Origin of the sequence: Enterobacter cloacae complex sp. 2024EL-00227 (assembly GCF_043945315.1) — a bacterium.
Taxonomy (GTDB): Bacteria; Pseudomonadota; Gammaproteobacteria; order Enterobacterales; family Enterobacteriaceae; genus Enterobacter; species Enterobacter roggenkampii.
This window is the reverse complement of sequence record NZ_JBIMQP010000020.1, coordinates 19,871-45,207: the sequence shown is the minus strand read 5'-3', so window position 1 is coordinate 45,207 and position 25,337 is coordinate 19,871. Positions and strand designations below refer to the sequence as shown.

The 25,337-nt window shown below is 56.2% G+C and carries 22 protein-coding genes; 11 read left to right on the top strand and 11 right to left on the bottom strand.

The features are described 5' to 3' along the window. Positions 1–28 precede the first annotated feature (28 nt). Positions 29–679, top strand: coding sequence for a DUF4225 domain-containing protein (locus ACHH0Z_RS22955; protein WP_395149568.1), 651 nt, complete (start codon positions 29–31; stop codon positions 677–679). Here ACHH0Z_RS22955 and ACHH0Z_RS22950 read toward each other — a convergent pair. Both ACHH0Z_RS22950 and ACHH0Z_RS22945 read right to left on the bottom strand, forming a co-directional pair. Further along, positions 657–983, bottom strand: coding sequence for a hypothetical protein (locus tag ACHH0Z_RS22950; RefSeq protein ID WP_039265473.1), 327 nt, complete (start codon positions 981–983; stop codon positions 657–659). The two genes, ACHH0Z_RS22955 and ACHH0Z_RS22950, sit on opposite strands and share 23 nt — an antisense overlap. Positions 984–1,241: 258 nt before the next feature. Continuing rightward, a complete protein-coding gene (locus tag ACHH0Z_RS22945; protein ID WP_044597653.1) occupies positions 1,242–1,793 on the bottom strand; it encodes a LuxR C-terminal-related transcriptional regulator in 552 nt (183 codons plus the stop codon). Between the two features lie 672 nt (positions 1,794–2,465). Between ACHH0Z_RS22945 and pgaA the strand changes: the two genes are divergently transcribed. Genes pgaA through pgaD form a run of 4 tightly spaced genes read left to right on the top strand, consistent with a single transcriptional unit; the run spans position 2,466 to position 8,602 of the window. Next, a complete protein-coding gene (gene pgaA, locus ACHH0Z_RS22940; RefSeq protein ID WP_045409493.1) occupies positions 2,466–4,904 on the top strand; it encodes a poly-beta-1,6 N-acetyl-D-glucosamine export porin PgaA in 2,439 nt (812 codons plus the stop codon). A 2-nt stretch (positions 4,905–4,906) separates the two neighbouring features. Next, entirely contained in the window at positions 4,907–6,850 is a 1,944-nt protein-coding gene (gene pgaB, locus ACHH0Z_RS22935; protein ID WP_163291546.1) for a poly-beta-1,6-N-acetyl-D-glucosamine N-deacetylase PgaB, read from the top strand. After that, a complete protein-coding gene (pgaC, locus tag ACHH0Z_RS22930) occupies positions 6,843–8,171 on the top strand; it encodes a poly-beta-1,6-N-acetyl-D-glucosamine synthase (protein WP_045409496.1) in 1,329 nt (442 codons plus the stop codon). Before pgaB ends, pgaC begins: the two co-directional genes overlap by 8 nt. After that, complete coding sequence (pgaD, locus tag ACHH0Z_RS22925) at positions 8,171–8,602, top strand: poly-beta-1,6-N-acetyl-D-glucosamine biosynthesis protein PgaD (RefSeq protein ID WP_008499789.1); 432 nt, start codon at positions 8,171–8,173, stop codon at positions 8,600–8,602. Before pgaC ends, pgaD begins: the two co-directional genes overlap by 1 nt. A gap of 52 nt (positions 8,603–8,654) precedes the next feature. Here pgaD and gss read toward each other — a convergent pair whose 3' ends face one another. The 6 genes from gss to ACHH0Z_RS22895 all read right to left on the bottom strand — a co-directional run bounded on the left by gss (position 8,655) and on the right by ACHH0Z_RS22895 (position 16,084). Continuing rightward, positions 8,655–10,517, bottom strand: a complete 1,863-nt coding sequence (gss, locus tag ACHH0Z_RS22920; RefSeq protein WP_395149567.1) for a bifunctional glutathionylspermidine amidase/synthase — start codon at positions 10,515–10,517, stop codon at positions 8,655–8,657. 183 nt (positions 10,518–10,700) lie between these two features. Next, positions 10,701–11,678 (bottom strand): ABC transporter ATP-binding protein, encoded by a 978-nt coding sequence (locus tag ACHH0Z_RS22915; protein WP_045409497.1) that lies wholly within the window; start codon positions 11,676–11,678, stop codon positions 10,701–10,703. After that, the gene (locus ACHH0Z_RS22910; protein WP_008499792.1) at positions 11,675–12,652 is read right to left on the bottom strand and encodes an ABC transporter ATP-binding protein; all 978 of its coding nucleotides are present in this window, start codon (positions 12,650–12,652) and stop codon (positions 11,675–11,677) included. The genes ACHH0Z_RS22915 and ACHH0Z_RS22910 overlap by 4 nt, the downstream gene beginning before the upstream one ends. Next, positions 12,645–13,490 (bottom strand): ABC transporter permease, encoded by an 846-nt coding sequence (locus tag ACHH0Z_RS22905; RefSeq protein ID WP_008499793.1) that lies wholly within the window; start codon positions 13,488–13,490, stop codon positions 12,645–12,647. Before ACHH0Z_RS22905 ends, ACHH0Z_RS22910 begins: the two co-directional genes overlap by 8 nt. Before the next feature lie 5 nt (positions 13,491–13,495). Beyond that, entirely contained in the window at positions 13,496–14,449 is a 954-nt protein-coding gene (locus tag ACHH0Z_RS22900; protein WP_084832257.1) for an ABC transporter permease, read from the bottom strand. Between the two features lie 45 nt (positions 14,450–14,494). Continuing rightward, positions 14,495–16,084, bottom strand: coding sequence for an ABC transporter substrate-binding protein (locus ACHH0Z_RS22895; protein WP_045409500.1), 1,590 nt, complete (start codon positions 16,082–16,084; stop codon positions 14,495–14,497). Positions 16,085–16,329: 245 nt separating this feature from the next. Here ACHH0Z_RS22895 and yghU point away from each other — a divergent pair, with 245 nt between their 5' ends. From yghU to ACHH0Z_RS22875, 4 genes are all read left to right on the top strand, one after another. Further along, complete coding sequence (gene yghU, locus ACHH0Z_RS22890; RefSeq protein WP_008499796.1) at positions 16,330–17,196, top strand: glutathione-dependent disulfide-bond oxidoreductase; 867 nt, start codon at positions 16,330–16,332, stop codon at positions 17,194–17,196. Between the two features lie 158 nt (positions 17,197–17,354). Then, complete coding sequence (locus ACHH0Z_RS22885; protein ID WP_008499797.1) at positions 17,355–17,687, top strand: glycine zipper domain-containing protein; 333 nt, start codon at positions 17,355–17,357, stop codon at positions 17,685–17,687. Positions 17,688–17,879: 192 nt separating this feature from the next. Next, a complete protein-coding gene (locus tag ACHH0Z_RS22880; protein ID WP_008499798.1) occupies positions 17,880–18,212 on the top strand; it encodes a type II toxin-antitoxin system RelE/ParE family toxin in 333 nt (110 codons plus the stop codon). A gap of 12 nt (positions 18,213–18,224) precedes the next feature. Beyond that, positions 18,225–18,551 (top strand): DNA-binding protein, encoded by a 327-nt coding sequence (locus ACHH0Z_RS22875; protein WP_008499799.1) that lies wholly within the window; start codon positions 18,225–18,227, stop codon positions 18,549–18,551. A gap of 44 nt (positions 18,552–18,595) precedes the next feature. Here ACHH0Z_RS22875 and ACHH0Z_RS22870 read toward each other — a convergent pair whose 3' ends face one another. The 3 genes from ACHH0Z_RS22870 to ACHH0Z_RS22860 all read right to left on the bottom strand — a co-directional run bounded on the left by ACHH0Z_RS22870 (position 18,596) and on the right by ACHH0Z_RS22860 (position 20,999). Next, a complete protein-coding gene (locus ACHH0Z_RS22870) occupies positions 18,596–18,868 on the bottom strand; it encodes a hypothetical protein (protein ID WP_008499800.1) in 273 nt (90 codons plus the stop codon). 202 nt (positions 18,869–19,070) lie between these two features. Further along, entirely contained in the window at positions 19,071–19,325 is a 255-nt protein-coding gene (locus tag ACHH0Z_RS22865; RefSeq protein WP_045409503.1) for a hypothetical protein, read from the bottom strand. Between the two features lie 126 nt (positions 19,326–19,451). After that, positions 19,452–20,999 (bottom strand): methyl-accepting chemotaxis protein, encoded by a 1,548-nt coding sequence (locus tag ACHH0Z_RS22860; protein ID WP_023326068.1) that lies wholly within the window; start codon positions 20,997–20,999, stop codon positions 19,452–19,454. A 550-nt stretch (positions 21,000–21,549) separates the two neighbouring features. Here ACHH0Z_RS22860 and ACHH0Z_RS22855 point away from each other — a divergent pair. Together ACHH0Z_RS22855 and ACHH0Z_RS22850 are read left to right on the top strand one after the other, a co-directional pair. Further along, positions 21,550–24,096, top strand: coding sequence for an autotransporter outer membrane beta-barrel domain-containing protein (locus ACHH0Z_RS22855; protein WP_239519666.1), 2,547 nt, complete (start codon positions 21,550–21,552; stop codon positions 24,094–24,096). 181 nt (positions 24,097–24,277) lie between these two features. Further along, positions 24,278–25,318: an aldo/keto reductase gene (locus tag ACHH0Z_RS22850; RefSeq protein WP_045409509.1), complete on the top strand. Its 1,041-nt coding sequence runs from the start codon at positions 24,278–24,280 to the stop codon at positions 25,316–25,318. Positions 25,319–25,337: the final 19 nt, after the last annotated feature.

Genomic DNA, 25,337 nt, shown 5'->3' with positions numbered 1-25,337 from the left:
CTTCGGCTTCGCGGAGAATACTGATGATCTGTTCGTCGGAAAAACGCTTCTTCATGGGGATGTCCTCATGTGGCTTATGAAGACATTACTAACATCGGGGTGTACTAATCAACGGGGAGCAGGTCACCTGGAACAAGCTCGTTTATTACGAACGAAGGCAGCGAAGCTTTACGCGAAAGTCGAGTTCATCCGAGAGAATAACAAAATTGTTGGGTATGTTATCTCGGCAGTTAGTGTTGTCCTGGCCGGTGCTGAAATAGCCGCAGGATTTACACTGATTGGCACGATGACCCCTCTCGGAGTACTTGCTGGTGCGATTCTGGTTACTGACGGGGCAAACAGCATCAGTAAAGAAGTGGCTCGCTACGCAACGAACAACACTACCAGTGAAGGGCTGGTCGCGAATGCCGCGATGTCTACAGCTGAGTTTATGGGCTTTAGTCGTGAGAATGGTTTAGGTGTCTACAAATCAATCTCACTGGCCGCTAATGCGTATACCATTTTTGGCTTGTTACGGCGACCTGGTACCTGGCGACTGTTTCGTTATCTACCCACAGACTATTACCGAAAGGTGAGCACATTGAGCCGCCCGCAGCTTACAATGAAAATAGCAGGTTACGGCGTGAAAGCTAAGATTATTTTTGATCTGTTGTCCGTCAGCGACCCGTCTCAGAATTAGTCAGCATTTTACGGTAACGCCAGGATTTGTAGCCAAGTTTTGCTGGCGTTATATACCAGATAAAAGGTAGTACAATCAATAACGTGAGCGCAAGTGTCAGACTTGTATCCCTGGATGCAAGTAAAAGAGTTAAAGCCAGTATGATAAAGGCAATAATAGTTATCCACTTCATTGCCTTAAAACGATTGGCCAGATCATGAGTTACGCTATCAAACGAACCACCGTAATTCTCGATATTGTTTTTTAGCTTTTGAAGATCTCGTTTACTAAAACCTGATTTTAAAAGTGCTTCTTCGCTGGTCATTCTACTAACCATCCCATAACTCACTGAAACATGTGACGAAGTTTAACTGAATTTGACGGATAAATCGCTACCTGTCGATATTTGTCAAATTTATATTTATATCAAATAGTTGAAGATATCTTACAGTGGCGGTGACCAGACTCTTCAATCGTGTCCATGACAACGTCCTTGTGTCGTTTTGAGCCAGAGTAAATCCAAACCCAAGGCCAGGAAGTTGTCCTCATCCAGCGTTCTCAAACCTCAGAATACCGCCCGCAATTATGCTTTTGATCTCTCCCCAACCCAGGGATCGTTCCCACCTGCGCCCAGCAGTTTGTTTTTGAAGATAAACAAACACGCCTCGTTGAAGTTCTCCGCCCCCAGCCGTTCCGAGAGCGCCATTCGTTTGCGATAGAGACTTTTCACCGACGTATTCAGCTCGCCTGCAATCTCCTCCATTGACATCCCTGCTCTCAGCAACCGCAACATGATCGTTTCATGCGTGCTCAGCCGTAAATTCAGCAGCCACTTCGTGGTCAGGCGACGGCCCTTCATATTGAGCACCAGGTTAAACAGCGAGGCCATGTCCGGCGCCGTCAGCGACGTGTTCATAAACAGCTTCATACTGAGCAGATTCTCCTCGCGATGGCGCATATCAAGCATAACGCAGCAGATCGTTTTTTTCGTTCTGGCCGGATGGCGTATCAGATAATCATATAGACGGAGCGGCGCACGACTATCAATCAATACAGAATATTCATCTGCACCGTTATCAAATATGTTTCTGTCAATCGAATCGAGCAGGATAATATCCGGAAAAAATATCCGCATCCCCCTGACAAGGTAGCGATCCTGAGTCACTAACACTATTGAAGTTGCCACTAACCATCCCTTTTAGATTAAAGCAAGAACGATCCTGCGAAAAGAAGACCGCCTTCGTTTTATAGCGCTGTTATATTAACGATAGATGTATTCTGGCTTTGGACATCCCTCAATACACACATTGATGAGTAAGACTTCCTGTAGACTATCATTCAATGTCTGTCTTTAATTATAAATAAAAAACAATCGCAGAAAAGTCACTTCTCTAAACATTAAGAATTTTTGTCATGAAACTTCCCAAACATGCACCAGAAAGTACTTTAATTGAGGCTAGCAAGCGTCATTAAAAATATATACAAAACTGTCACAATAAAAATAAAACCATTACATTTCAATGAGTTGCAATTAATCACTCAATTCAAAATAAACACAAAAAACTGCTCATTACAGAATTATCTCAAAACGACACAGCCGCTTTTCAGCATATTTATCGGGCAACATATCGGGTGTACATTACCTCCCATCCAGTCCACTAAGATGAGGCGCCATAATTACCTTTAAGTAAGTACCCCTTAACGTTACTGCATTCAGATTTAATGTTCTCATTTATGGCCTTTAACGCAGAGTTAAAAGGCAGCCGTGTTATGCAATGGATTCATGATAAACAAATGGCAAATAGATATGGAAAGATCGCTTCGCTTCAGTACATTATTCTTTTATCGCACCCCAACATTATTGTTTCTGTTATTACTCTTTCCTGTTCTGGTTCAGGCGACGGAATCCGTTTATGAGCAACAGATTCAACAGGCGCGTAACGGTAATTACACGTCGTTTCTCGATTATCTTCAGCGTTATCAGCAGCAGCATGCCCTGACGCCTGAGCACGTTGCGGACTGGTTACAGGTGGCTGCCTGGGCAGGTCATGATGACGAGGTTATTCAGGTCTGGCAGCGCTACAGCATTTATATGCCGCTGCCCGCCCGCGGCGTTGCGGCTGTCGCGCAGGCCAGACGAAATCAGAAAGCGTGGGAGCCCGCTCTGGCGCTCTGGAAAGAAGCGCGCAGCCTTGCGCCGGATAACGACGATTATCGTATCGGCTATATCAAAACCCTGGCCGATGCCCGTAAAGATACGCTTGCCCTTCAGGAGGCCCGACGGCTGGTGGCGGAGGCCCCCTCGCAGGCGCATCTTCAGACGCTGGCATACGTCTGGCTACGCCAGGGAAAAAGCTGGGATCGGCTTTTAGCCGACACGCGCGCGCTGTATGTCGCGCCAGAAAATCACGCGCTTCTCCGCGAGCGGGTCGACGCGCTAACGGATAACCGGGTCAATACCCCCGCGCTCCTGCTTTCACAAAAGGTGGCGCTAGCCCCCGCGGAGCGTCGTCGTCTTGAGCTGAATGCCGCCGCCGAAAGCGTTCGCCTTGCAGACGTGCCGGGCAGAACAGAAAAGGAGCGCCTGCAGCTTGCGCAATCTGCGCTGAATCGTTACGACGCGCTGCTGTCTCGCTGGCAGAGCGAGCCGCAGGCGGCGGAAGACGTCGTGCTTGCGCGTATCGACCGGCTCGGCGCGCTGTATGCCCATGCCGATTACCCGCGGGTCATCAGCGAATATCAGGATCTGACGGCAGCCCGGCATCCGGTGCCGGGCTGGGCAATCGGCTGGGTGATCTCCGCATATCTGCAGGAGAAAAACGCTGCCGCCGCCTTCGCGCTTCTGCAACGCTATCCGCAGTATGCATCCGATCCGCAGGACGAGGAGCACGCGCTTTTCTACGCCTGGCTGGATACGGGAGAGTATCCGTCCGCCCGCCGGTATGCAGAGCGCCACACCCGCAACGTTCCCTGGACCCGTTACGATTTCGGTTCTCCTACCCCTCAGCCGAACGATCGGTGGCTTACCGGTCAGTCGCTCCGTTTTAACTATTTGCTGGCGACGAATGCCCTGCCGGAAGCCGAAAAGCTGGCGCGACGTATGGCGACAACGGCACCGGGCAATCAGGGTTTGCAGATTGACTACGCTACCCTGCTGCAGGCGCGAGGCCTGCCGCGCGCGGCCGAGCAAACGCTGAAAATGGCGGAGGCGCTGGAGCCCTCGAATCTGGAGCTTGAGCAGCAGCAGGCTTACGTCGCCATGGATCTGCAGGAGTGGCGGCAGATGGATTTACTGGCCGACGACGTCGTTGCCCGCGCGCCGCGCGATCGCAGCGCAAGGCGTCTGGACAGGCTCCGCACCGTCCACCATATGTCCGAGCTGCGCCTCAACGCGAGCAAGGGTTTGCACTCCGATAACCCCGTCAGTGGGACGCACGACCTCAACTGGGACGCCACGCTCTATGGCCCGCCCATAGCAGATAACTGGCGGCTGTTTGCCGGCACCCGCTATGCAGAGGGCAATTTCGATGAAGGCAAAGGCACCAGCCGTCACCTGTTGGGCGGCATCGAATGGCGGCCACGCGATCTCCAGCTCGAAGCCGAGCTCTCAAGCAACCGCTATCACGGGGCGAACAAGCCGGGCGCTCGCCTCTCAACGACGTACAGCCTCACCGATAGCTGGCAGGTCAGCGGCAGCCTTGAGCGCCTGTCGCGCACCACGCCCCTGCGAGCGTTACGCAACGGGATCAGCGCCAACCGGGGGGAAGGCGGCGTGCGCTGGTATCAAAACGAGCGCCGTGAGTATCAGTTCAGCGCCGCCCTCAGCCGCTTCTCGGATCATAACCGCCGACAGGAATACACCCTCACGGGCAAGGAGCGTCTCTGGCAGACCCCGTCCCTGACGCTGGATCTCGAACCGGGGATCGCCGCCAGCAAAAACAGCCTGCGGGACACCCTCTATTACAACCCGGCACGGGATCTTTCCGTGACGGCCGCCCTGGCCGTAGACCATGAGATGTATCGCCATTACGACACCCTCTGGAGCCAGCAGTTCGTGGCGGGAGGCGGCCGCTACTGGCAGAAAAATCAGTCCGCTGGTGCCATCGCCCTGCTGGGTTACGGACAACGCGTTCAGTGGAACAACGTCATGGATACCGGCGTGATGCTGAACTGGGACAAGCGCCCTTACGACGGCAAACGCGAGAGCAACCTCTCCGTCACGTTTGATGCGACTTTACGCTTTTAAGGATGATGATAATGAACACACGTTTTTCCGCGAGCCTGATACTCATCGGCTGGCTCTGCCTCAGCGCAAATGTCTGCGCGCAGGCATTTTCGTTTATTGCGCCCAAAGATCGGCCGCAGCTGGAGGCGAGCAAACCCTGGCCGCAGAACCAGTTTCTGGTGCTGGCCTACCACGACGTCGAAGACGATGCCGCCGATCAGCGCTACCTCTCCGTGCGCACCAGCGCGCTAAACGAGCAGATAAGCTGGCTGCTGCACAACGGTTATCACGTCATCAGCGTGCAGGACATTCTGGATGCCCATGACGGAAAAAAAACGCTGCCGCCCAAAGCCGTTCTGCTCAGCTTTGACGATGGCTACAGCAGCTTTTACACCCGCGTCTGGCCACTGCTTCAGGCGTGGAACGTCCCTGCGCTCTGGGCGCCGGTGGGCAGCTGGGTGGATACGCCGGAAAATCAAAAAGTTAACTTCGGCGGTCTGATGACGCCCCGCGATCGCTTCGCGACGTGGGATATGGTGCGCGAGCTCAGCCGGTCTCCGCTGATTGAGATCGGGTCGCACACCTGGGCCTCGCATTACGGCATTGTTGCCAACCCGCAGGGCAGCCGCGAACCCGCCATCGCCAACCGCTTTTACGATAAAGCGACGGGCCGCTATGAAACCGATCGGCAGTTCAGCCAGCGGATCGGCGATGACGTTCACAAAGTGACTGAAAAAATCACGCAGGTGACGGGCAAGGCGCCGCGCGCCTGGGTCTGGCCCTACGGTGCCGCCAACGGCACGTCGCTCGCCATCGCCAGACAGCAGGGTTATCAGCTGGCCTTTACCCTTGAGGACGGGCTGGGGAACGTGCAGGAGCTGGGAAACATCCCCCGGCTGCTGATCGCCGGCAATCCCTCGCTTAAGGCGTTTGCCAGTACGGTCAGCCAGGTTCAGGAGCGCGAACCCGTGCGCGTCATGCACGTCGATCTCGACTACGTTTACGATCCCAATCCAGCCCAGCAGACGCAAAATATCAACAGGCTGATCCAGCGGGTCTACGACATGAAAATCAGCCATGTTTTCCTGCAGGCGTTTGCCGACCCGCAGGGCGACGGCAGGATCAAGGCGCTCTATTTCCCCAACCGCCAGCTGCCGGTCCGGGCCGATCTCTTTAATTTTGTCTCCTGGCAGCTGCAAACCCGGGCGGGCGTGAAAGTCTTCGCGTGGATGCCGGTGCTCTCGTTCGATCTCGATCCTGCCCTGCCGCGCGTGCAGCGTCGGGACCGCTCGTCAGGCCAGCGGCGCGAAGCCACCGATCCCTATATCCGGCTCTCCCCGTGGGACCCGCAGGTGCGCGAGCAGGTGACGGATATCTATGAAGATCTTTCCCGCTACGCCAGCTTCAACGGGATCTTATTCCATGACGATGCGGTGCTGACGGACGTGGACGATGGCCCTCAGAGCACAACACGTCAGAAAAGCCAGACGCTTATCGGGTTTATCCACGCCCTGAGCCTCGCGGTGAAGCATATCCGTGGCCCGCAGATAAAAACCGCGCGCAACATGTTCGCCTTGCCCATTCTGCAGCCCGAAAGCGAGGCGTGGTTCGCCCAGAATCTTGACGATTTTCTGGCGGAGTATGACTGGACGGTGCCGATGGCCATGCCGCTGATGGAGTCCGTCCCGGCAGACGAGAGCGATGCCTGGCTGACGCGTCTGGTGAAAGCGGTCGCCGCGCGTCCCGGCGCGCTCGATAAAACCATTTTCGAGCTGCAGGCCCGGGACTGGGAGCGGAAACCGCAGCGCGCCGTTTCCGACAGCCAGCTGGCACAGTGGATGCGCGTGCTCCAGCTGAACGGCGTCAAAAACTACGGCTACTACCCCGACGATTTCATCAACAACCAACCTGATATCTCACGCATCAGGCCTGTATTTTCTTCATACTGGTACCCTGACAATGACTGATCGCATTATCGCCTTTTCCATTTTATGTCTGGTATTCGGGTTGCCGTTAGGCGTGGCCGCCCTCTTTACCGGCGAGCTGATTCTGGATTTTGTGTTCTTCTGGCCGCTGTTCATGTCGGTGCTCTGGATAACCGGCGGGCTCTATTTCTGGTTTCAGCTTGAACGCCACTGGTCGTGGGAGAAAGAGACGCCCGCCCCGACGCTCGCCGGTGAGCCGCTCATCTCCATTCTGATCCCCTGCTTTAACGAGGGACGAAATGCCCGGGAGACCATCAGCGCCGCGCTGGATCAGCGGTATGAAAATATCGAAGTTATCGCCATCAACGACGGCTCGTCTGACAACACCGCGCAGGTGCTGCAGGCGCTGGCGCAGGAACATCCGCGCCTGCGGGTGATTAATCTCGCGGAAAACCAGGGGAAAGCGCTGGCGCTCAAAGCCGGGGCAGCGGCGGCCCGGGGCGATCTGCTGGTCTGCATTGACGGCGACGCCCTGCTCGACCGCGATACGGCAGCGTATCTGGTGGCCCCGCTGATTCAGTATCCCCACGTCGGGGCGGTCACCGGGAATCCGCGTATCCGCACGCGCTCCACGCTGATTGGCCGCATTCAGGTGGGCGAGTTCTCATCGATTATCGGGCTCATCAAGCGGACGCAGCGGATCTATGGCCGGGTCTTTACCGTCTCGGGCGTCATCGCCGCCTTTCGCCGACAGGCGCTGGCGGACGTCGGGTACTGGAGCCCGGACATGATCACCGAAGACATCGACATCAGCTGGAAGCTCCAGCTGCGCCACTGGGATATCTTTTTCGAGCCGCGGGCGCTGTGCTGGATCCTGATGCCGGAGACGCTGAAGGGCCTGTGGAAACAGCGTCTGCGCTGGGCCCAGGGCGGTGCGGAGGTGTTTCTGGTCAACCTTCGCAAGATAGTGCGCTGGGAGCATCACCGCATGTGGCCCCTGTTTCTTGAGTATGCCCTGTCAACGCTGTGGGCCTTCGCCTACGCCATGACGGTGCTGTTATTTATCCTCAGCCATATCACGCCGATTCCCGCCAGGCTGACCGTGGAGAGCCTCTTTCCACCGGAGTTTACCGGGCTGCTGCTGGGCGTGATGTGCCTGCTGCAGTTCCTGGTCAGCCTGTTCATCGAGCGTCGCTATGAACGGAAGGTGGCCAGCTCGCTTTTCTGGGTGATCTGGTTCCCGATGGTGTACTGGATGATCGGCCTGTTCACCACCCTCGTCGCATTTCCAAAAGTCATGCTTAAACGCCAGCGCGCCCGCGCGCGCTGGATCAGTCCGGACCGGGGAAAAGGACGCATTTAATGAACGAAAATACCTTAATTCTGACCGAACATCGGCTGTTGCCACGTCTTTTCGATGCCGCGTTAACGCTGGTGGCGTGGGGAGGCTTTCTGTTTTTCCTGTATGCCCGGCTCTGGATGCAGCTCACCGAGGAGAGCGACCACCGCTGGAGCGTGATTATTGCGTCCTTTAATACGGTGTTGCTCTACCTGCTGTTCGCCGCGCTCAACGGCTGGCTGCTGATTTTGTGGTATCAGTACAATCGCCGTCGGGCCCACGCGAGGCGGCGTCAGCCGGGCTATTTTCACCAGGAGGAGCTGGCCCGCAGCTTTAATGTCTCACCGCAGATCATCTCTGAGATGAGCCAGTACAACCTGCTGACGGTCTATCATGACCAGATTGGCCGCATCATCGATCTGAAAATCAACGGGCAGGAAGAGGAAGAACAGTAACGAAAAGCCCCCGCAGGATGCCCTGCGGGGGCTTTTTTATTGCGGGTAAGAGCTACTTATCTTTAACCACGATCAGCGGCTCAATATCGCTCTCTTTCTTCACCACCAGTGAGTCATCGCCGCGCAGGCAGGTCCCACCGTAGTTCCCGCCCACGGTAAAGGTACAGACCTGAATGTACTTGCCGTCGACGTTTGGCAGGCACCACAGCTGCTGGTAGATGTTTTTACGGTCGACAAACTTGCCGCTGGATTTATCCAGCAGTTCGTCCTGGGCGCTAATCAGGTCGATATTGCTGCCGCAGCGTCCGGCAATCGGCTTGACGGCGTATCCGGTCTGCTTCAGCAGATCGTTGACCTCAAAATCGGTGTCGAGCAGGTAACGGTGATTCGGGAACAGTTGCCACAGCACCGGAAGAATCGCCTTGTTGCCGGGAATAACGGTCCACAGGGGTTCAAAGACCAGCACCTCCGGGCGCAGCAGGACGTCAATCAGGCGCACTTCGCCTTCAGGATGCCCGGTGCGGATCGGCACCGCCGCGTATTCGGTTTCGCTGACCTCGCGGATCTGCTCAATCGCCGTCTCCCACGCCCAGGTTTTCCACACGCAGTTGACGTGGCGACCCTCGTCGTCAATCAGCTGTCCGGCGGCATCCCAGCTGAGCGCCCCCAGACCGTGGAGGATTTTGGTCTCGAACCCGGCCTGCAGCAGAGAACGCTGGATAAAGAGCGCGTGATAGTCCTCTTCGACATCGTTGTCCTGCATGATGTGCACGAACGGCCGCGCGTGGCTGTGCTTCCAGGCGCCGGTCAGCTCTTCCAGCAGGCCTTCCGCCGGGTTATGCCCGTTGCCGCGATAGCCGTTTTTCACCCACTCCTCAAGGATAAGCCCGCCCTCGGTATGACAGGACGCGGAGTCCGCGTTGTACTCGTAGACCTTGATGCCGCGCTCATCCATGCAAAAATCCATACGACCGGTGATCATATGGTGACGGCGCCACTGCCAGGAGAGGCGCAGGCGCGGCCAGAGGATTTTCGGGATGTCGAAAAGCGCCAGCAGGCTGTCGTCTTTCAGCACCTTGTCCGTCGCGTGCAGGTACATCAGGTGCAGCTCGTTGGTGGCTTTGATCAGCTCCTGTTCGGCGCTTTCGGTAATGGTGAAGTACTGGCAGGGATCTTTGTTGATCACGTGACCGTTGGCGCGAATATACGCCTGCTGCAGCGCGTCATTTTCGTTGAGCCATTTCCCGTCGAACTGACGTGTGTTTTTCAGCCGCGCGCCGCTGATTTTCAGCAGTTCGCCGTCGATTTCCGGCTGCGGAATGCTGTGTTCTGTGTCGTCGGTCTGGATCATCCAGCCGAGAATTTCCGTGTCGCTGAAGGTGTCGTGGAGGGTGTAACACCCGTTCTCCACGCTCAGGCGCAGCTCGCGCGTCCACTGCTGCCCGAGCGACAGCGGGGAGTGAATCACGTTCTGCTCGGCGATACGCACCTTATCGTCCAGAAGCTGGGTGATCACCGCCACGTGGCCGGTCTCGTGAAACTCGCCGCCCTTTTGCCAGATCAGCAGCGCCCCGGCGCGCGGCGCGCGTTTTGAGCCGTTGGCAAACGCCTGAAGGGGCAGAATGTTATCGTTCACCACCTGACGCAAAAAGCGCAGAGAGAAAATTTCCCACGCCATACCGACGTCGGTAAACACAAAGCCATAGTTGAGGAACAGGAAACGGCGGGCAAACTCAACGCACTGCCACTTGTGGCCCATGTATTCGTTGCCGATATAGCTGCGGAAATCCGCATCTTCCGGATAGTTTCGCGGGTCCAGACTGCCGTAATTTGAAGAGTAAATCGCCACGCCACCGGGCGCATAGCCTAACAATGTCCCGAATGGCGCATCACTGCTTAACGTTCCTTTACGCATGTATCCAACCTAAAACAGGCAGGCGGCAATTTTTATGGGTTGTCGTCGTCTGCACGTTGTAATTAACCTGACAGAGGAGCGTTTATCATACACCTGCGTGGTAAATAATTCGCCTTACCCGGCCGACAAAACGCAAAACCCTGTAGGTCGGGTAAGCGAAGCGCCACCCGACACGTTTAAGGCTCACATCTTAAACAGCCAGCACGCCGCGAAATGCCCTGGCGCGATCTCCTGCATCGCTGGCTCCTGCGTCTGGCAAACCGGCATGGCGTGCGGGCAGCGGCTGCAGAACTTACAGCCCGGCAGCGCGGACGTAGGGCCGGGCATTTCGCCGCGCAGGGTTGCGTCTTCGAGGTTGCGAATGCGCGGGTCGGGCTGGGGAACCGCCGCCAGCAGCGCGCGGGTATAAGGGTGCGCCGGACGCTGATACAGTTCATTCGCCGGGGCAACCTCCACCAGCTTACCGAGGTACATCACTCCAATGCGGCTGGAGATATGGCGCACCATCGAGAGATCGTGGGCGATGAACAGATAGGTCAGCCCCAGCTCCTGCTGCAGATCCTGCAGAATATTCACCACCTGCGCCTGCACCGAGACGTCCAGCGCCGAGAGCGGCTCGTCGCACAGCACAAATTCAGGACGCACGGACAACGCGCGGGCAATACTGATGCGCTGGCGCTGCCCGCCGCTGAACTCATGCGGGAACCGCTCAAGGTGCTCCTGCTTGAGCCCCACTTTGTAGAGCAGCGTTTCCGTCCGTTCGCGCTGTTCTTCACGACTGTAGCCGTGGATCTGCATCGGCTCAGCCACCAGCTGCCGCACCGTCATGCCGGGGTTGAGCGAGGAGTAAGGATCCTGAAAAATCGCCTGCATCCGCTTACGCAGCGGCTTGAGCTCTCTTTCGCGAGCATGGGCAATCGCCTGTCCGGCAAAGTGGATCTCGCCCGCGGTGATATCGAAAAGGCGCAGAATGGCGCGCCCGAGGGTGGATTTCCCGCAGCCGGACTCACCCACCAGGCCAAACGTCTCGCCGGGCTGGATATCAAAGCTCACGCCATCAACCGCCTTCACCGCCGCGCCTTTACGCAGCAAACCGCCGTTAAGCGGATAGTGTTTGCGCAGATCGCGCACGCTTACTAAAGGGGCCTGTTGTTCACTCATGCCTGAATCTCCTTATCGGCCCATAGCCAGCAGGCGGCGCGATGGCCTTCACCCATGGCGTAAAAAGCGGGCTGCCGTTCACACTGGGGCATGCGTTTCGGGCAGCGTTCGGCGAACGGACAGCCCGGCGGCGGGTTAAGCAGGCCAGGCGGTGCGCCTTCAATGGGCGATAAACGTTGGTTGACCTCATCCGGGCGCGGCAGCGAGGCCAGCAGCCCCTGGGTATAAGGATGCGCAGGGCGATAAAAAATGTCCTCCACGCTCCCCTCCTCCATCACCAGCCCGCCGTACATCACCACCACGCGGCTGCAGACCTGCGCCACCACGCCGAGATCGTGGGTGATCAGCAGAATCGCGGTTTGGGTCTGCTGTTGCAGGCTTTTCAGCAGACGCAGGATCTGCGCCTGAATGGTAACGTCCAGCGCGGTGGTCGGCTCATCGGCAATAAGCAGCTTCGGGTTGCAGGAGAGCGCAATGGCGATCATCACCCGCTGGCGCATCCCGCCGCTGAACTCGTGGGGATACTGATCGTATCGGCGTTCCGCCTCGGCAATGCCCACCTGTTCCAGCATGGCGATCGCCGCCGCTTTGGCCGCTCTTTTGGTGAGCCCTTTATTGCGCATCAGGATCTCTGCCATCTGTTTGCCGATGGTCAGCACCGGATTCAGGGCGGTCATTGGATCCTGGAAAATCATCGCGATCTCGTTGCCGCGAATGGCGCGCATCTGCGCGGGCGTTTTCTGCGCCAGATCGTCATTCTGGAAGCGAATGCTGCCGCCGGTTATCCGTCCGTTGCTCCCCAGAAGCTGAATGATGGACTTACAGGTGACGCTTTTCCCGCAGCCCGACTCGCCGACGATGCCGACGAGTTCCCCCGGCTGCACCTGAAAGCTCACGCCGCGCACCGCGTGAACCTCGCCCTCGCGGGTGCGGAAGGTGGTTTGCAGATTCTCCAGCGCTAATAAGCTACTCATCGCGATTCGCTCCTGGCTCAAAGGCGGTACGGAACACATCGCCCAGCACGTTAAAGCTGAACACCGTCAGCAGGATCAGGATGCCGGGGAACATCGCCAGCCACGACGCTTCGCCAATATAAGACTGGGCGTTGTTAAGCATGCTTCCCCACGACGCCGCCGGTGCCTGTACGCCCAGCCCTAAGAAGCTGAGCGTCGACTCCATCAGAATGGCCGAGGCGATATTGAGCGTGGCGGCCACGATAATGGTCGGCAGCACGCCGGGAATAATGTGGCGCACGATAATGCGCAGCGGGTGCTCCCCCGACGCGCGGGCATAAAGCACATACTCGCGCTCTTTCACCGACAGGGTTTCTGCGCGCACCAGCCGCGACATGTTCATCCACGTCAGCAGGCTGATGATCAGAATGATGTTATCCACGCCCGGCTTGAGGTAAGCATTCACCACCAGCAGCAGGAAGAAGGCCGGAATGGCCATCAGGATATCCACGGCGCGCATCATCAGGTTGTCCAGCCAGCCGCCAAAGTAGCCGCTCACCGTTCCCACCACCGTGCCGATAAGCGTGGAAAAGAGCATGGCGAGAAAACCGACCATCAGGGAGATCTGCCCGCCATACAGCGCGCGGGTGAAGTAGTCGCGCCCGTACTCGTCGGTGCCGAACCAGTGTGCGGCATCCGGCGGCAGCGTGCGTGCGCCGAGCGCCATCCGATCCGGATCGTACGGACTCAAGCCCGCACAGAGCGCGGCGATAACAAATATAAAAAGCACAAACAGGGAGAACTGCGCCGGACGGTTGCGGCGCAGCTGGTGACGAACCTGCTGCCAGCGTCTGCTCATGCGGGTTACCTCAGCGTACGAATGCGGGGATCGGCGAAGCGATAAAGCAGATCGGCGATCAGGTTACCGACGATCAGCATCATCGACGAGAGCATGATGATCGCCATGATCAGCGGGTAGTCCAGCGAAGCGATCGACTGGATCCCGAGCAGCCCCATCCCCGGCCAGGAGAAGACGCTTTCCGTCACGTAGGCCCCCACAATCAGCTCACCGAACGACAATCCGAACAGGGTGATCACCGGCAGCAGCACGTTTTTCAGCACGTGGCGGAACAGAATGCTGGAACGCGTGGCGCCGTAGGCCAGCTGGGTCTGCACGTAGTCGGCAGAGAGCTGCGAGATGGTGTTGGAGCGGATGTAGCGCACGTAGCTGGAGAGGTTGTAGAACGTGAGGGCAATACACGGCAGCACGCCGTGGCGCAGCACGTCCAGCGCATTATCCTCCATGCCGATGGTGCGCATTCCCATGCTGGGGAACCAGTTAAGCTGCACGGCAAAGACCGTAATGAGCAAAATGCCGAACCAGAAAATCGGCACCGAGATGCCGATATAGGCGAACAGGTTCAGCAGGTGATCCAGCCAGCGGTGCTTAAATGCCCCCGCCAGCAGGCCCAGCGGGATCGCCAGCACGATCGCCAGCAGCAGCGACGCGCCCATCAGCCCCAGCGTGGCCGGAATGCGTTCGCCGATCATCTCCAGCACCGGGCGGTGGTAAATCAGCGAATAGCCGAGATCGCCCCGCAGGACGTTCTTCAGCCACAGAACGTACTGCGTGACCAGCGGCTTATCCAGCCCCAGGCTCTGGCGAATACGTTCGATATCTTCCGGAGCCATGCGCGGTGTGATGTACGCCGCCACCGGATCGCCGGGCGCGAGCTTGACCAGCAAAAACGCCACCAGCGAAATAAAGAACAGCATCGGCAGCAGCTGCAGCAGCCGACGCGTGAGAAGTGTGTTCACGACATGCCCTTACCAAGGCCCCGACCCGATGGCCGGGGCAATCGCTTATTTCTGATAGATTTTTGACAGATCCTGGAACAGATAGACCGGTTTCGGCTCCGCTTCCTGGGTGCCGCCGAAACGCTTGTCTACCGCGACGGTCGCATTGGTATAGGCGATCGGGTAGTACGTCATGTCGTTCGCCACGATCTGCTGAATTTGCTTGTAGATATCGGCACGTTTCGCGGCGTCGGTTTCCACGGCGCCTTTATCCCACAGGGCATCAAACTGCGGATTTTTGTAGTGCGCGTAGTTATAGGCTTCGTTGCTCATGAACAGCGATTTGTAGCCGTCCGGCTCTGAGCCCATGATGTAGCCGCCCAGGTTCAGCTCCCACGCGGTGTTGTTCATATCGAGGCTGCGCTGGGACATGGCGTTGGAGTCCAGCGGCATCAGCTCCACGTTCACCCCAATGCCCTTCAGCGCCTGCTGAATGTAGAGCGCCATGCTCTCCTGGGTTTTGTTGGTATTCACATACGCCAGGCGCAGCTTGAGGTTGTCCGGCGCGCCGGACGCTTTAAGCAGCTCTTTAGCTTTTTGCAGGTCGAATGTGTATTGCTCGACGTCATCCGTCTTGTAAAGCGTATCGGGCGTCAGGAAGGACGTCGCGGGTTTGGCGTAGTCCAGCGAGGTAAAGGCGGTCTGGGTCAGCTCGTCTTTGTTGATGGCGTACGCAATGGCCTGACGCAATTCTTTGCTCTTCATTACCGGCACGTTCTGGTTGAACGTCATATAGGCCAGACGGCCTTCCGGATAGACCACGAAGTCAAACTTACCGGTATTTTTCAGGCGGTTCACATCCTGCGGGTCAACCATCTTGAGGTTGATTTCACCGTTTTGCAGCGCAAGGTTGGCGGCGTTACTGTCTTTGGCGAAACGGTAGGTCACCGAATCTAGCTTCGCTTTGCCGTTCCAGTAATCGTCAAAACGGGTCAGGGCATAATATTGTCCGGCGCGGTACTCTTTAAATTTGAACGGCCCGGAGCCGACCGGTGCATCGTTTTTGCTGCTCTTTTCCAGGTCGCCTTCGCCGGCGAACACGTGCTGCGGGATCGGGTAGATCTGTACCAGCGTGCCGGTAAAGGCCGCGCTGACCTGCGGTAAGGTGAACTTAACGGTGCGGTCGTCAACCTTGCTTACCTGTACCGGCTTATCGCCGTAGGTGAACATGCTGCGGAAGAAGCTGTGCTGTTTGGCATCGAGCAGCTTGTTGAACGTAAAGACCACGTCGTCCGCCGTCAGCGGCTGGCCGTCCTGCCATTTCAGGTTGGGTTTTAACGTCAGGGTGTAGCTCAGGTTGTCGGCAGAGGGCGTCAGGCTTTCCGCCAGGCCCCATTCGATCTTACCGTTGTTGAAGCTATAGAGCGGGGCATAGAGCGCCTGCATGATCGTCAACGTGGTACGGTCGCTGGCGTAGAGCGGATTTACAGCTAACGGGTCGCCGGAGGTAATACCGATAATCAGCGAACCGCCCGCTTTTGGCGCATCGCTTTTTGCCGCTGAGGGCGTATTTGTCTCTTTATTTTTCGCATCATCACAGCCCGCCAGGCCTAACGCGAGCGAAACAACCACTGCCGATAACAGAAGCTTGCGCATCTCACTAACTCCTTGCCTTATAAAGTGTTTATGACTGCATCTTTTATTTATGTTGAAGCATCATATGCAGCTTTATCCGTTTACGCATTAATTATGAAAATGCGATTTTCGATTAAGCTTATACCTGATTTGATATATATAAGCGCCGGAAGGAATAGCGGCAGATCGATTACGCTCAGTTCGTTAAACGCTTCACAAATCTCCTGCTACACTGCCTCAACACATCACTCAAAAGGCAGGCCAACATGTCAGACAACACGTATCAGCCACCCAAAGTGTGGGAATGGAAAAAGAACAACGGCGGCGCGTTCGCCAATATCAACCGCCCGATTTCCGGCGCGACCCATGAGAAAGATCTTCCTGTCGGTTCGCACCCGCTGCAGCTTTACTCGCTCGGCACACCGAACGGCCAGAAGGTGACGATCATGCTCGAAGAGCTGCTGGCGCTGGGCGTAACGGGCGCGGAGTACGACGCGTGGTTGATCCGCATCGGCGAGGGCGATCAGTTCTCCAGCGGCTTCGTGGAGGTGAACCCGAACTCGAAAATACCGGCGCTGCGTGACCACTCCACGAACCCGCCAACGCGCGTCTTTGAATCCGGCAATATCCTGCTCTATCTGGCGGAGAAATTCGGCCACTTCCTGCCGAAAGATCCGGCGGGACGCACCGAGACGCTGAACTGGCTGTTCTGGCTGCAGGGCGCGGCGCCGTTCCTCGGCGGCGGCTTTGGCCACTTCTATAACTATGCCCCGGTGAAAATTGAGTACGCGATTGACCGCTTTACCATGGAAGCCAAACGCCTGTTCGACGTGCTGGATAAACAGCTGGCGCGCGGTCGCTACGTGGCGGGTGAGGAGTACACCATTGCCGATATCGCCATCTGGCCATGGTTCGGCTGCGTGGCGCTGGGCAGCGTGTACAACGCCGCTGAGTTCCTCGACGCAGAAAAGTACACCAACGTGCAGCGCTGGGCGAAAGACGTGGCGAACCGCCATGCCGTTAAGCGCGGACGCATCGTTAACCGCACCAGCGGCGAGCTGAACGAGCAGCTTCACGAACGCCACGCGGCGAGCGACTTCGAGACCAATACGGAAGATAAGCGTCAGGCGTAATGTTCTGCCGGGCGGATCGCCGCCCGGCAACCGAGATCCTTTCGCAGGGCATGATTGGCCTAAAGGTTGAGCCGGTATTGCTGGCACTATCTGTGCGTTTTTCTCACCTCAGAGTGAGAAGCGACGTATCAACCGACAGCAGTCACAAAGGATCTGTTATGAAACTGATTAAAACAACGCTGGTTATCAGCGCCCTCATTTTTTCCACCTCGGGAATGGCCATCGATAAAACCGCCGCTGGCGCGGTAGCAGGTGCTGCCATTGGCGCGGCCACGGGCAAAGATCTGAAATCCACCGTTGGCGGTGCCGTTGTTGGCGCAGGCACGGGTGCCATGTTCAAAAACGGCGACAAAGGTAAAGCCGCGCGTAAAGGCGGCGCCGTAGGGGCTGCCGTGGGCGCAGGCGCCGCGGCGGTTACCGGCAAGAGCGTGCTGAAAGGTGCAGCCGTTGGCGCGGGCACGGGCGCGCTGATTGGTGAAGCGACGCACTGATAAACTTCGCCGGGCGTCGCAGCGCGTGCCCGGCCTCATGGCTGTTCAGTAATAACCCCGCACCCAATCTCGCATTTTTGCGAGCCGCTTTCCGAAATAGCATTTCCCCTCTGTCGCAGCGATGTTAACAATTGCCAGTCGTAGCCTGAAGATTACAATGCATTTGCTTATCGTAAACTACAGGCTACAATAATGGCTAAGGTTAAACACTACATCACAGCTGATGGGTATGACCCTTTTGATGCATATCTAAGAAGTGTGAAAGATCCCATAGCAAAAGCCATGATTGCCACGCGTGTCGCCAGAATGTCAACGGGTAACTATGGTGATTGTAAACCATGCAGAGAGAGCGTTTCAGAGCTCAGAATTAACCAGGGGCCGGGTTACCGTGTCTATTTCAGCGAAGTCTCCGATCCGGCAGATGGCGCAGTGAGTCTGGTGCTACTGACTGGAACGAAAAAAAAGCAAAGTGCAGATATTGAAAGAGCCGTTGAGTACCTCAACGACTACAAGCGCAGGATATAAAAGGAAATCGCAATGGCTAAATCAGTACTCCATGATGACGCAATGGTACAACTCCTGAAAGATTCTCCGGATTTCGCGCCCGTATATCTTCATCAGGCTTTCATTGAAATTGACGAGCCCGGAGGCTATGAGGCATTCATGCTGGCTTTACGACATGTTATAGAAGCCTCCGGCGGGATGACTGTCATTGCAAAACGCGCAGGCATTTCTCGCGAATCACTCTACAAATCACTTTCACCAAACGGTAATCCCTCATTTAAGCGTATCGCCGAAGTGGCATCTGCAACGGGATACCCAATATCCCGAATTGCAACAGCAGGATTAAACACAACAGCGTGAGAGCCACTCCAAAATAGGCCCGGATATGCGACCCGGGCAATACATCAATGGTGATCGTCATACTGATGCTCAATCACCATTCCTTCCGCCACGCTCGCCACATGGCGTGCACGCGGATGATAGACCGGTGCAGGGGCGGCATACGTTGTTTGTACAGGTGCAGGCGCAACGCTTACCGCCTCAGGAACCGTGGCTGACTGCGGAACAATCACGACCTTATACCCGGCAGGGACATCGACCGTGACGCTCTGGGCCATCGCTGTATTGACCACGGCAAAACCTGCCAGGGCAGCAAATAAAATAATACGGTTTTTCATAAATTGAATTATTTCCTGTATCAAGAAGATAATTCATTATGTCGACTGAATCTTAAGACAATATTAATTTTCATGTTCTGGAATGTGCAGAAAATGCCAAATATATTGTTACAAGCGAATATTTTAATATTTGAAATATATTGACTTACGCTTTTTAAAAAGGCGGCAAGAAATACGCTTGCATGCCGCCTCGCCTGTTATGTTAATACTTAATATCCCGCGCTTTTTGCCGCCCGGCCTGTTTCATCTGACGTTTATCCTGGCGGCAGTCGTGATTACTCTGGTTATTGTTCGCCACGCAGGTCTGTTTCACCTGCCGTGACGCGTCGCGGGTTTCCTGCCTGACATCACGCGCCACGCGCCGCTCCTGCGCCTGCTGGGTCGCGCTGGTGGAAACCGAGAAAAGCGTCAGAAAAATGAGAGAAAGGACAGGGATAAAAGATAACGATCTGTTCATAGCAACACCTCGTAGAAGAGAGTCCAGAACGTCAGGGGTTAGCAAAAGAATAGCAGTTTCAGAGCACGCGGAATGGGGAAGGCGTTAATAATGTAAGGCCGCTCAAGGCGGCCTTATCACGTTGCGTTATGCCGTCAAGCGGAACTTCTGCACCGAGCGCTGAAGATCTTCGGTCTGACGCTCCAGCGCCGAAGCCGCCGCGGAAACCTCCTCCACCAGCGAGGCGTTTTGCTGGGTGACGCCGTCCATCTGCGTAATGGCGATACCGACCTGCGAAATGCCTTTACTCTGCTCCTCAGAGGCAGAGGCGATTTGCTTCATAATGGTCGTCACTTCCGTCACGTCCCGCAAAATCGCATCCATGGTCGTCCCCGTGTCGCTTACCAGCTTTGCACCCTGCTCGACGCGGGACACGGAGTCGGTAATCAGCCCCTCAATCTCTTTCGCCGCGTTGGCGCTGCGGCTTGCCAGGTTGCGGACTTCGCCCGCGACGACGGCGAAGCCGCGCCCCTGTTCGCCCGCGCGTGCTGCTTCAACCGCCGCGTTAAGTGCCAGAATATTGGTCTGGAAGGCAATGCTGTTAATGACGTTGGTGATTTCAGCAATTTTCTTCGAGCTTTCCGAAATACCGCTCATGGTGCTTACCACCTCTTCCACCAGCGAACCGCCGCGGCTGGCGGTGGTTGAGGCCACATCGGCCAGCTGGCTTGCCTGGCGGGCGCTCTCCGCGTTCAGTTTCACCGTAGCGGTCAGCTGTTCCATGCTGGCTGCCGTCTCTTCCAGCGCCGCCGCCTGCTCTTCGGTACGGGAGGAGAGATCGTTGTTACCGCTGGAAATCTCCGTCGCCCCGCGCCAGATATTTTCACTGCCGGAGCGGATCGTGCTGACCGCCTCGCGCAGGCTGTCCTGCATGGCGCTCAGCAGCGGCACCAGCTGTCCCACGCAGTTGCGGCCGAACGGTTCAATGGGCTGGCTGAGATCGCCCTGAGCAATCTGGCGGAACTGCTGGCGAATGCGGTCCAGCGGTTTGACCAGCATCGCGACCAGGTAACGGTCGGTGAAGAGCAGGATCAGCAGACCGACGATCGTGGCGACGATAATCACCGTACGGGTCATGCTGGTCAGGCCGTCCACCACCACGCGGGTGCTGTCGAGCGACTTCGCGGCAGCATTGTTGAACTCTTCAGCCGCCGCGCCGAACGCGCGGCTCAGCGTTGGCGTGACGTTATTGGCCTGCTGACGATAGCCGTCCAGCGCGCCCAGTTTCGCCTGCTGCATTTGCGGCGTCACGCCCTGTTCGAGCAGCGCCTGCCAGGCACCGATCACCCGGGAAGAGACCTGGGGATCCATTGGGCCTGGGGAGATCGCCTTCATCTCGGCCAGCTTCTTGCCCATGTTATCCAGCGCCTGCTGGGCAGAGGCCAGATCCGGCGTGCCGCCTGCGGCTTTGACTTCCATTGCGCGGCTCAGACGGGTCACAAAGCGGAAATACTGATCGTTGCCCTGGCTGAGCACCGTCATCTGCTTGACCAGCTGGCGGTCCACCTCGTTGCCATCTGAAACGCGAGACAGAGACCAGGTGCTGTACAGCCCAACACCCGCCCACATTAAACAAAAGATCCCGAGAATCGCCAGCATGACGAAACGGATCGTGAAATTACGGAGCATATTCATAAGTCTTCCTTGCCGTGAGGGTGAATTCGCCCAGAGGCGAGTCTTACCCTCGTTATCGGCAGAAACTGACGAAGTTATACTATTTCGCGCGTAATTTTATAAAAATCTTCGCTACCCTGCCGTTCGCCGGAAAAGGATAATCACTGCGGGGAAAATCTTACTGCTCAATACATGTTTTCATATTTCAGCAGCCGTCGAAATGTAAAACAGACAAACAGTTAATTAACCTCACAACCCGAAAGGATGAATACCCTGATGAATGAGACGGTCAAAGAACCGCACGACCGGTCAAGAAACCCTTTAATTTGTATGCAAATCATTCCAAAGCATTTAGCTCATGAATTAAATTAAATTTATTAATCAGATTTAATTATTTAAACGCTAATTATTGTGCAGGATATTTTTTTAGATTTCATTACATCCTTACCTGCTGAGGAAGTTCTTATTTTAAATAAATTCATTTAAAAAGAGCCGGACAATTTTCGACTCATCCAGAGAACTTCAAATGCGCAAATTAATGAATCGCACATTGCTTTCGCAATGTGTATTAGTGGCTTTAACGTCATTTGGCGCCCAGGCTAACGTAACGCCCGCTACGCCCTGCCAGCCGGGCGTGACATCGCAGACCTGCGGCTTAACGAAATATGTAGATAATAGTTTTTATGAAGATCCCGGCGTGACTAATGCCATTATGGCCGACACCACCGCAAATAATATCTTTATGGATGGAAGCCGTGAATCAGGGGATACCCAGTCATTAACCGTTTCTGGTACCGACATGTCCGGCCATTATATTCAGGGCAGCAACGGGGGGACGGCTAATATTACGGTGAATAACGGCGCCACCGTCGATATGATCGAAGTGGGCAATACCGGTGCAACCACCAATACGACGGTGACCATCGATGACGCCACGCTGAATGGCGAAAATGACGCCGGAAGCTACGAGGGCAAGAAAGCCTATATGATGGGTTCCGCCATTTATCTCGACCCCATGGATAAAGGTTACCACACCGTCAATGTTGAGGACGGCAGCATGCTGCACGGCAGTATTCTCAGTGCGGGAGCCGGTGCACAAAATATTGCCATCAGCAACAGCACGATGGATAAAGGCGGTATTTACGCGGGTAGCGATAAATCTGATACCAATATTACGCTGACTAACGCTTCCGTGGATGCCTCGCAGAGCGAAATCGCGCAGAACATCGACACGCTGGCGGTAAAACTGAGCGAATACAAGCCCTTCAGCGACATCAACCTGGATGCCTTTGGCGATGTCGCCATCGCGATGTACGGAACGAAGGCTGATTCGCTGGCGCTGGATAACAGTACGGTCACCGGCGACATTGGGGCCTTTAACGAAAACGGCACCACGCTGATTTCATTGACCAATAACAGCGTGGTAAATGGCAATGTGACCGTCGATGGTAACGCCGCAAATTCCGTTCTGGTGGATAACAGCACCGTGAATGGCGAGATAAATACCAGCCAGAGTACGGGCAATAGCACAATTACGCTGCAGAACAACGCGACCGTCAACGGTGATATTACAACGGGTGCAGGTGATGATACGGTCGTGCTGACCAATGATTCACATGTCAATGGCAATGTTAACGGTGGTGACGGCAGCGATACCCTGTCAATGGATGCGGGCAGTTCTATATCCGGACAAATAAGCCAGTTTGAAACGGTAAATACCACCAGCGATAACAGCATTGACATTGATAAAATTAACGATGCAACCAGCTGGAGTTTGCAAAACGGTTCAACCCTGATTGCCAATACCACCGGCAGCAATGCGCTGGTTACCATGAGCACCGACAGCTACGTGAATTTCGGTAATATTACCGGCGCCAATAACGCCGTGGTGGTGAACAGCATTACGCCGTCTGCGCAAAATCAGCAGGGGATAGTCCTGGGGACCTTCACCACGTCGGGCAGCAGTGCGCCGCAGAATTATGCAGCAGCCACGTTTACCAACGGCGACCAGACCGTGGAGAATCGTAGCGGCGCGTATAACTACAACAACAGTCTGAATATTGTTGCGGCCGACAGCGCGCCTCAGGCTCAGCTGACTGCAGATAATAGCCAGAGCTGGAATATTGAATTTAACAGCCAGAAGGACAACCTTGCGAGCGACGTTCAGGGGCTGGTAGCCGGCCTGGATGCAGCGGAACAGGCCGGGCATCAGGTAGCGGATGACATCAGCAACCACATGAACCAGGTGCATCTGGCAAACCTGCTGGGAGAACAGCAGGACGGTGCGCAGGTCTGGGGCGATTTCCTTTATCAGAACGGTAATTTCAGCAACGACGTCGACTATAAAAGCATCACTCAGGGTGCGCAGGGCGGCGTAGACTGGACGGCGCATCTGGACAACGGCGACAGCGTCACCGGCGGTATCGCGCTGGCGTGGACGCGCAGCCGCGTGCAGGACACCAGCGACGGCGCGGATAGCTTCAAAGACAGCGTTTACGGTAACTACTACAGCCTGTATGGCGGCTGGCAGCAGGCACTGAACGGCCGAACCTGGGGTCTGTTTGCTGACGGCAGCTTCAGCTACGGCGATATGCGTTACTCGCTGTCTGCCAACAACGTGACGGGCGATACCAGCGGCATGACGGAAGCGCTGCACGGCTCCACCGATGGCAGTCTGTATCTGGCGCAGGCCCGCACCGGGGTGAACGTGTTGCTGCCAGGCGAAACGCTGCTGCAACCCTACGCCACTCTTGGCTGGGATCAGACCAAAGCGAACGGCTTCTCTGACAGCGAAGTCACCTTTGCCGACAGCCAGGTCTCTTCCTGGAACGGCGGTGCGGGCGTGAGGCTCACCACCACCCTTCGCGATTTGAACAAGAACGTGAAGGTGATGCCGTGGATCGACGCGCGCTTCCAGAAAGAGTTCAGCGATGACACCGACATTCAGGCGGCGGATTATCACAATACCTCCGGTCACAACAACACCATGGGCATCTTTGGGGCAGGTATCAACGCCACCATCGCCCATAACTTCACCCTGACCACCGGCGTCTATGTCGGTACTGGCGATGTGGATAACGATGCCAGCGTACAGGCGGGGATGAGCTACAGCTTCTGATTGTCGTCTGATTGCCCGGTGACCTGCGTGTACCGGGCAGTGCGGGACTCAACGTCTGACGCATCCCGGGGAAAATTGCTGGCAGGGAGTTCTGCCATCGCTTCTCCCCGGGATTTGTGTTTTGATAAGGACAGAATGAAAACGCCGTTTCAAAAATTCATCGATAAGAAAAGGAGACATCATGTCCTGGTACCCTGCCCCTGACCGCTACGAGAATATGCAGTACCGCCACTGTGGCAAAAGCGGCCTTCGCCTGCCCGCGCTTTCGCTTGGCCTGTGGCATAGCTTCGGCCATATTCAGCCTCTTGATGCCCAGCGGGCGCTGCTGCGTAAAGCCTTTGACCTCGGCATTACCCATTTCGACCTTGCCAACAACTACGGCCCGCCAGCAGGCAGCGCGGAAGAGAATTTTGGCCGTCTGCTACGGGAGGACTTTGCCGCGTATCGCGACGAGCTGGTTATCTCCACCAAGGCGGGTTATGACATGTGGCCCGGGCCATACGGCTCAGGCGGATCGCGCAAATATCTGCTCGCCAGCCTCGATCAGAGCCTGAAACGCCTGGGCGTCGACTACGTGGATATTTTCTATTCCCACCGCGTGGATGAAACCACGCCGATGGAAGAGACGGCCTCTGCGCTGGCGCAGACTGTTCAGAGCGGCAAAGCGCTGTATGTAGGCATTTCCTCCTATTCAACCGAGCGCACGCAAAAAATGGCCGAGCTGCTGCGCGAGTGGAAGATCCCCCTGCTGATCCACCAGCCGTCCTATAACCTGCTCAACCGCTGGGTCGATAAGACCGGTTTGCTGGATGCGCTGGCGGCCAACGGTACCGGGTGCATCGCCTTTACCCCGCTGGCGCAGGGGCTGCTGACCGGAAAATACCTGAACGGTATTCCTGAAGATTCACGCATGCAGCGTGAAGGCAAGAAAGTCCGCGGTCTGAACGAAAAAATGCTGACCGAAGCCAACCTGAACAGCCTGCGTCTGCTGAGTGAAATGGCGCAGGCGCGCGGTCAGACCATGGCGCAGATGGCGTTGAGCTGGCTGCTGAAAGATGCGCGCGTGACGTCAGTGCTGATTGGCGCAAGCCGCCCGGAACAGATTGAGGAGAACGTTCGGGCGCTGGATAACCTGCGCTTTACTGAGGACGAACTCAAGCGGATTGACCAGCATGTTGCGGATGGGGAGTTGAACCTGTGGCAGGCGTCGTCTGATAAATAATACCGCACCGAGCAGTCCC

Bases quoted from the DNA above. Each gene is read 5' to 3' on its own strand.
- ACHH0Z_RS22950 (WP_039265473.1), bottom strand. From the start codon at position 983: ATGACCAGCGAAGAAGCACTTTTAAAATCAGGTTTTAGTAAACGAGAT.
- ACHH0Z_RS22945 (WP_044597653.1), bottom strand. From the start codon at position 1,793: ATGCGGATATTTTTTCCGGATATTATCCTGCTCGATTCGATTGACAGA.
- pgaA (WP_045409493.1), top strand. From the start codon at position 2,466: ATGGAAAGATCGCTTCGCTTCAGTACATTATTCTTTTATCGCACCCCA.
- pgaB (WP_163291546.1), top strand. From the start codon at position 4,907: ATGATGATAATGAACACACGTTTTTCCGCGAGCCTGATACTCATCGGC.
- pgaC (WP_045409496.1), top strand. From the start codon at position 6,843: ATGACTGATCGCATTATCGCCTTTTCCATTTTATGTCTGGTATTCGGG.
- pgaD (WP_008499789.1), top strand. From the start codon at position 8,171: ATGAACGAAAATACCTTAATTCTGACCGAACATCGGCTGTTGCCACGT.
- gss (WP_395149567.1), bottom strand. From the start codon at position 10,517: ATGCGTAAAGGAACGTTAAGCAGTGATGCGCCATTCGGGACATTGTTA.
- ACHH0Z_RS22915 (WP_045409497.1), bottom strand. From the start codon at position 11,678: ATGAGTGAACAACAGGCCCCTTTAGTAAGCGTGCGCGATCTGCGCAAA.
- ACHH0Z_RS22910 (WP_008499792.1), bottom strand. From the start codon at position 12,652: ATGAGTAGCTTATTAGCGCTGGAGAATCTGCAAACCACCTTCCGCACC.
- ACHH0Z_RS22905 (WP_008499793.1), bottom strand. From the start codon at position 13,490: ATGAGCAGACGCTGGCAGCAGGTTCGTCACCAGCTGCGCCGCAACCGT.
- ACHH0Z_RS22895 (WP_045409500.1), bottom strand. From the start codon at position 16,084: ATGCGCAAGCTTCTGTTATCGGCAGTGGTTGTTTCGCTCGCGTTAGGC.
- yghU (WP_008499796.1), top strand. From the start codon at position 16,330: ATGTCAGACAACACGTATCAGCCACCCAAAGTGTGGGAATGGAAAAAG.
- ACHH0Z_RS22885 (WP_008499797.1), top strand. From the start codon at position 17,355: ATGAAACTGATTAAAACAACGCTGGTTATCAGCGCCCTCATTTTTTCC.
- ACHH0Z_RS22880 (WP_008499798.1), top strand. From the start codon at position 17,880: ATGGCTAAGGTTAAACACTACATCACAGCTGATGGGTATGACCCTTTT.
- ACHH0Z_RS22875 (WP_008499799.1), top strand. From the start codon at position 18,225: ATGGCTAAATCAGTACTCCATGATGACGCAATGGTACAACTCCTGAAA.
- ACHH0Z_RS22870 (WP_008499800.1), bottom strand. From the start codon at position 18,868: ATGAAAAACCGTATTATTTTATTTGCTGCCCTGGCAGGTTTTGCCGTG.
- ACHH0Z_RS22865 (WP_045409503.1), bottom strand. From the start codon at position 19,325: ATGAACAGATCGTTATCTTTTATCCCTGTCCTTTCTCTCATTTTTCTG.
- ACHH0Z_RS22860 (WP_023326068.1), bottom strand. From the start codon at position 20,999: ATGAATATGCTCCGTAATTTCACGATCCGTTTCGTCATGCTGGCGATT.
- ACHH0Z_RS22850 (WP_045409509.1), top strand. From the start codon at position 24,278: ATGTCCTGGTACCCTGCCCCTGACCGCTACGAGAATATGCAGTACCGC.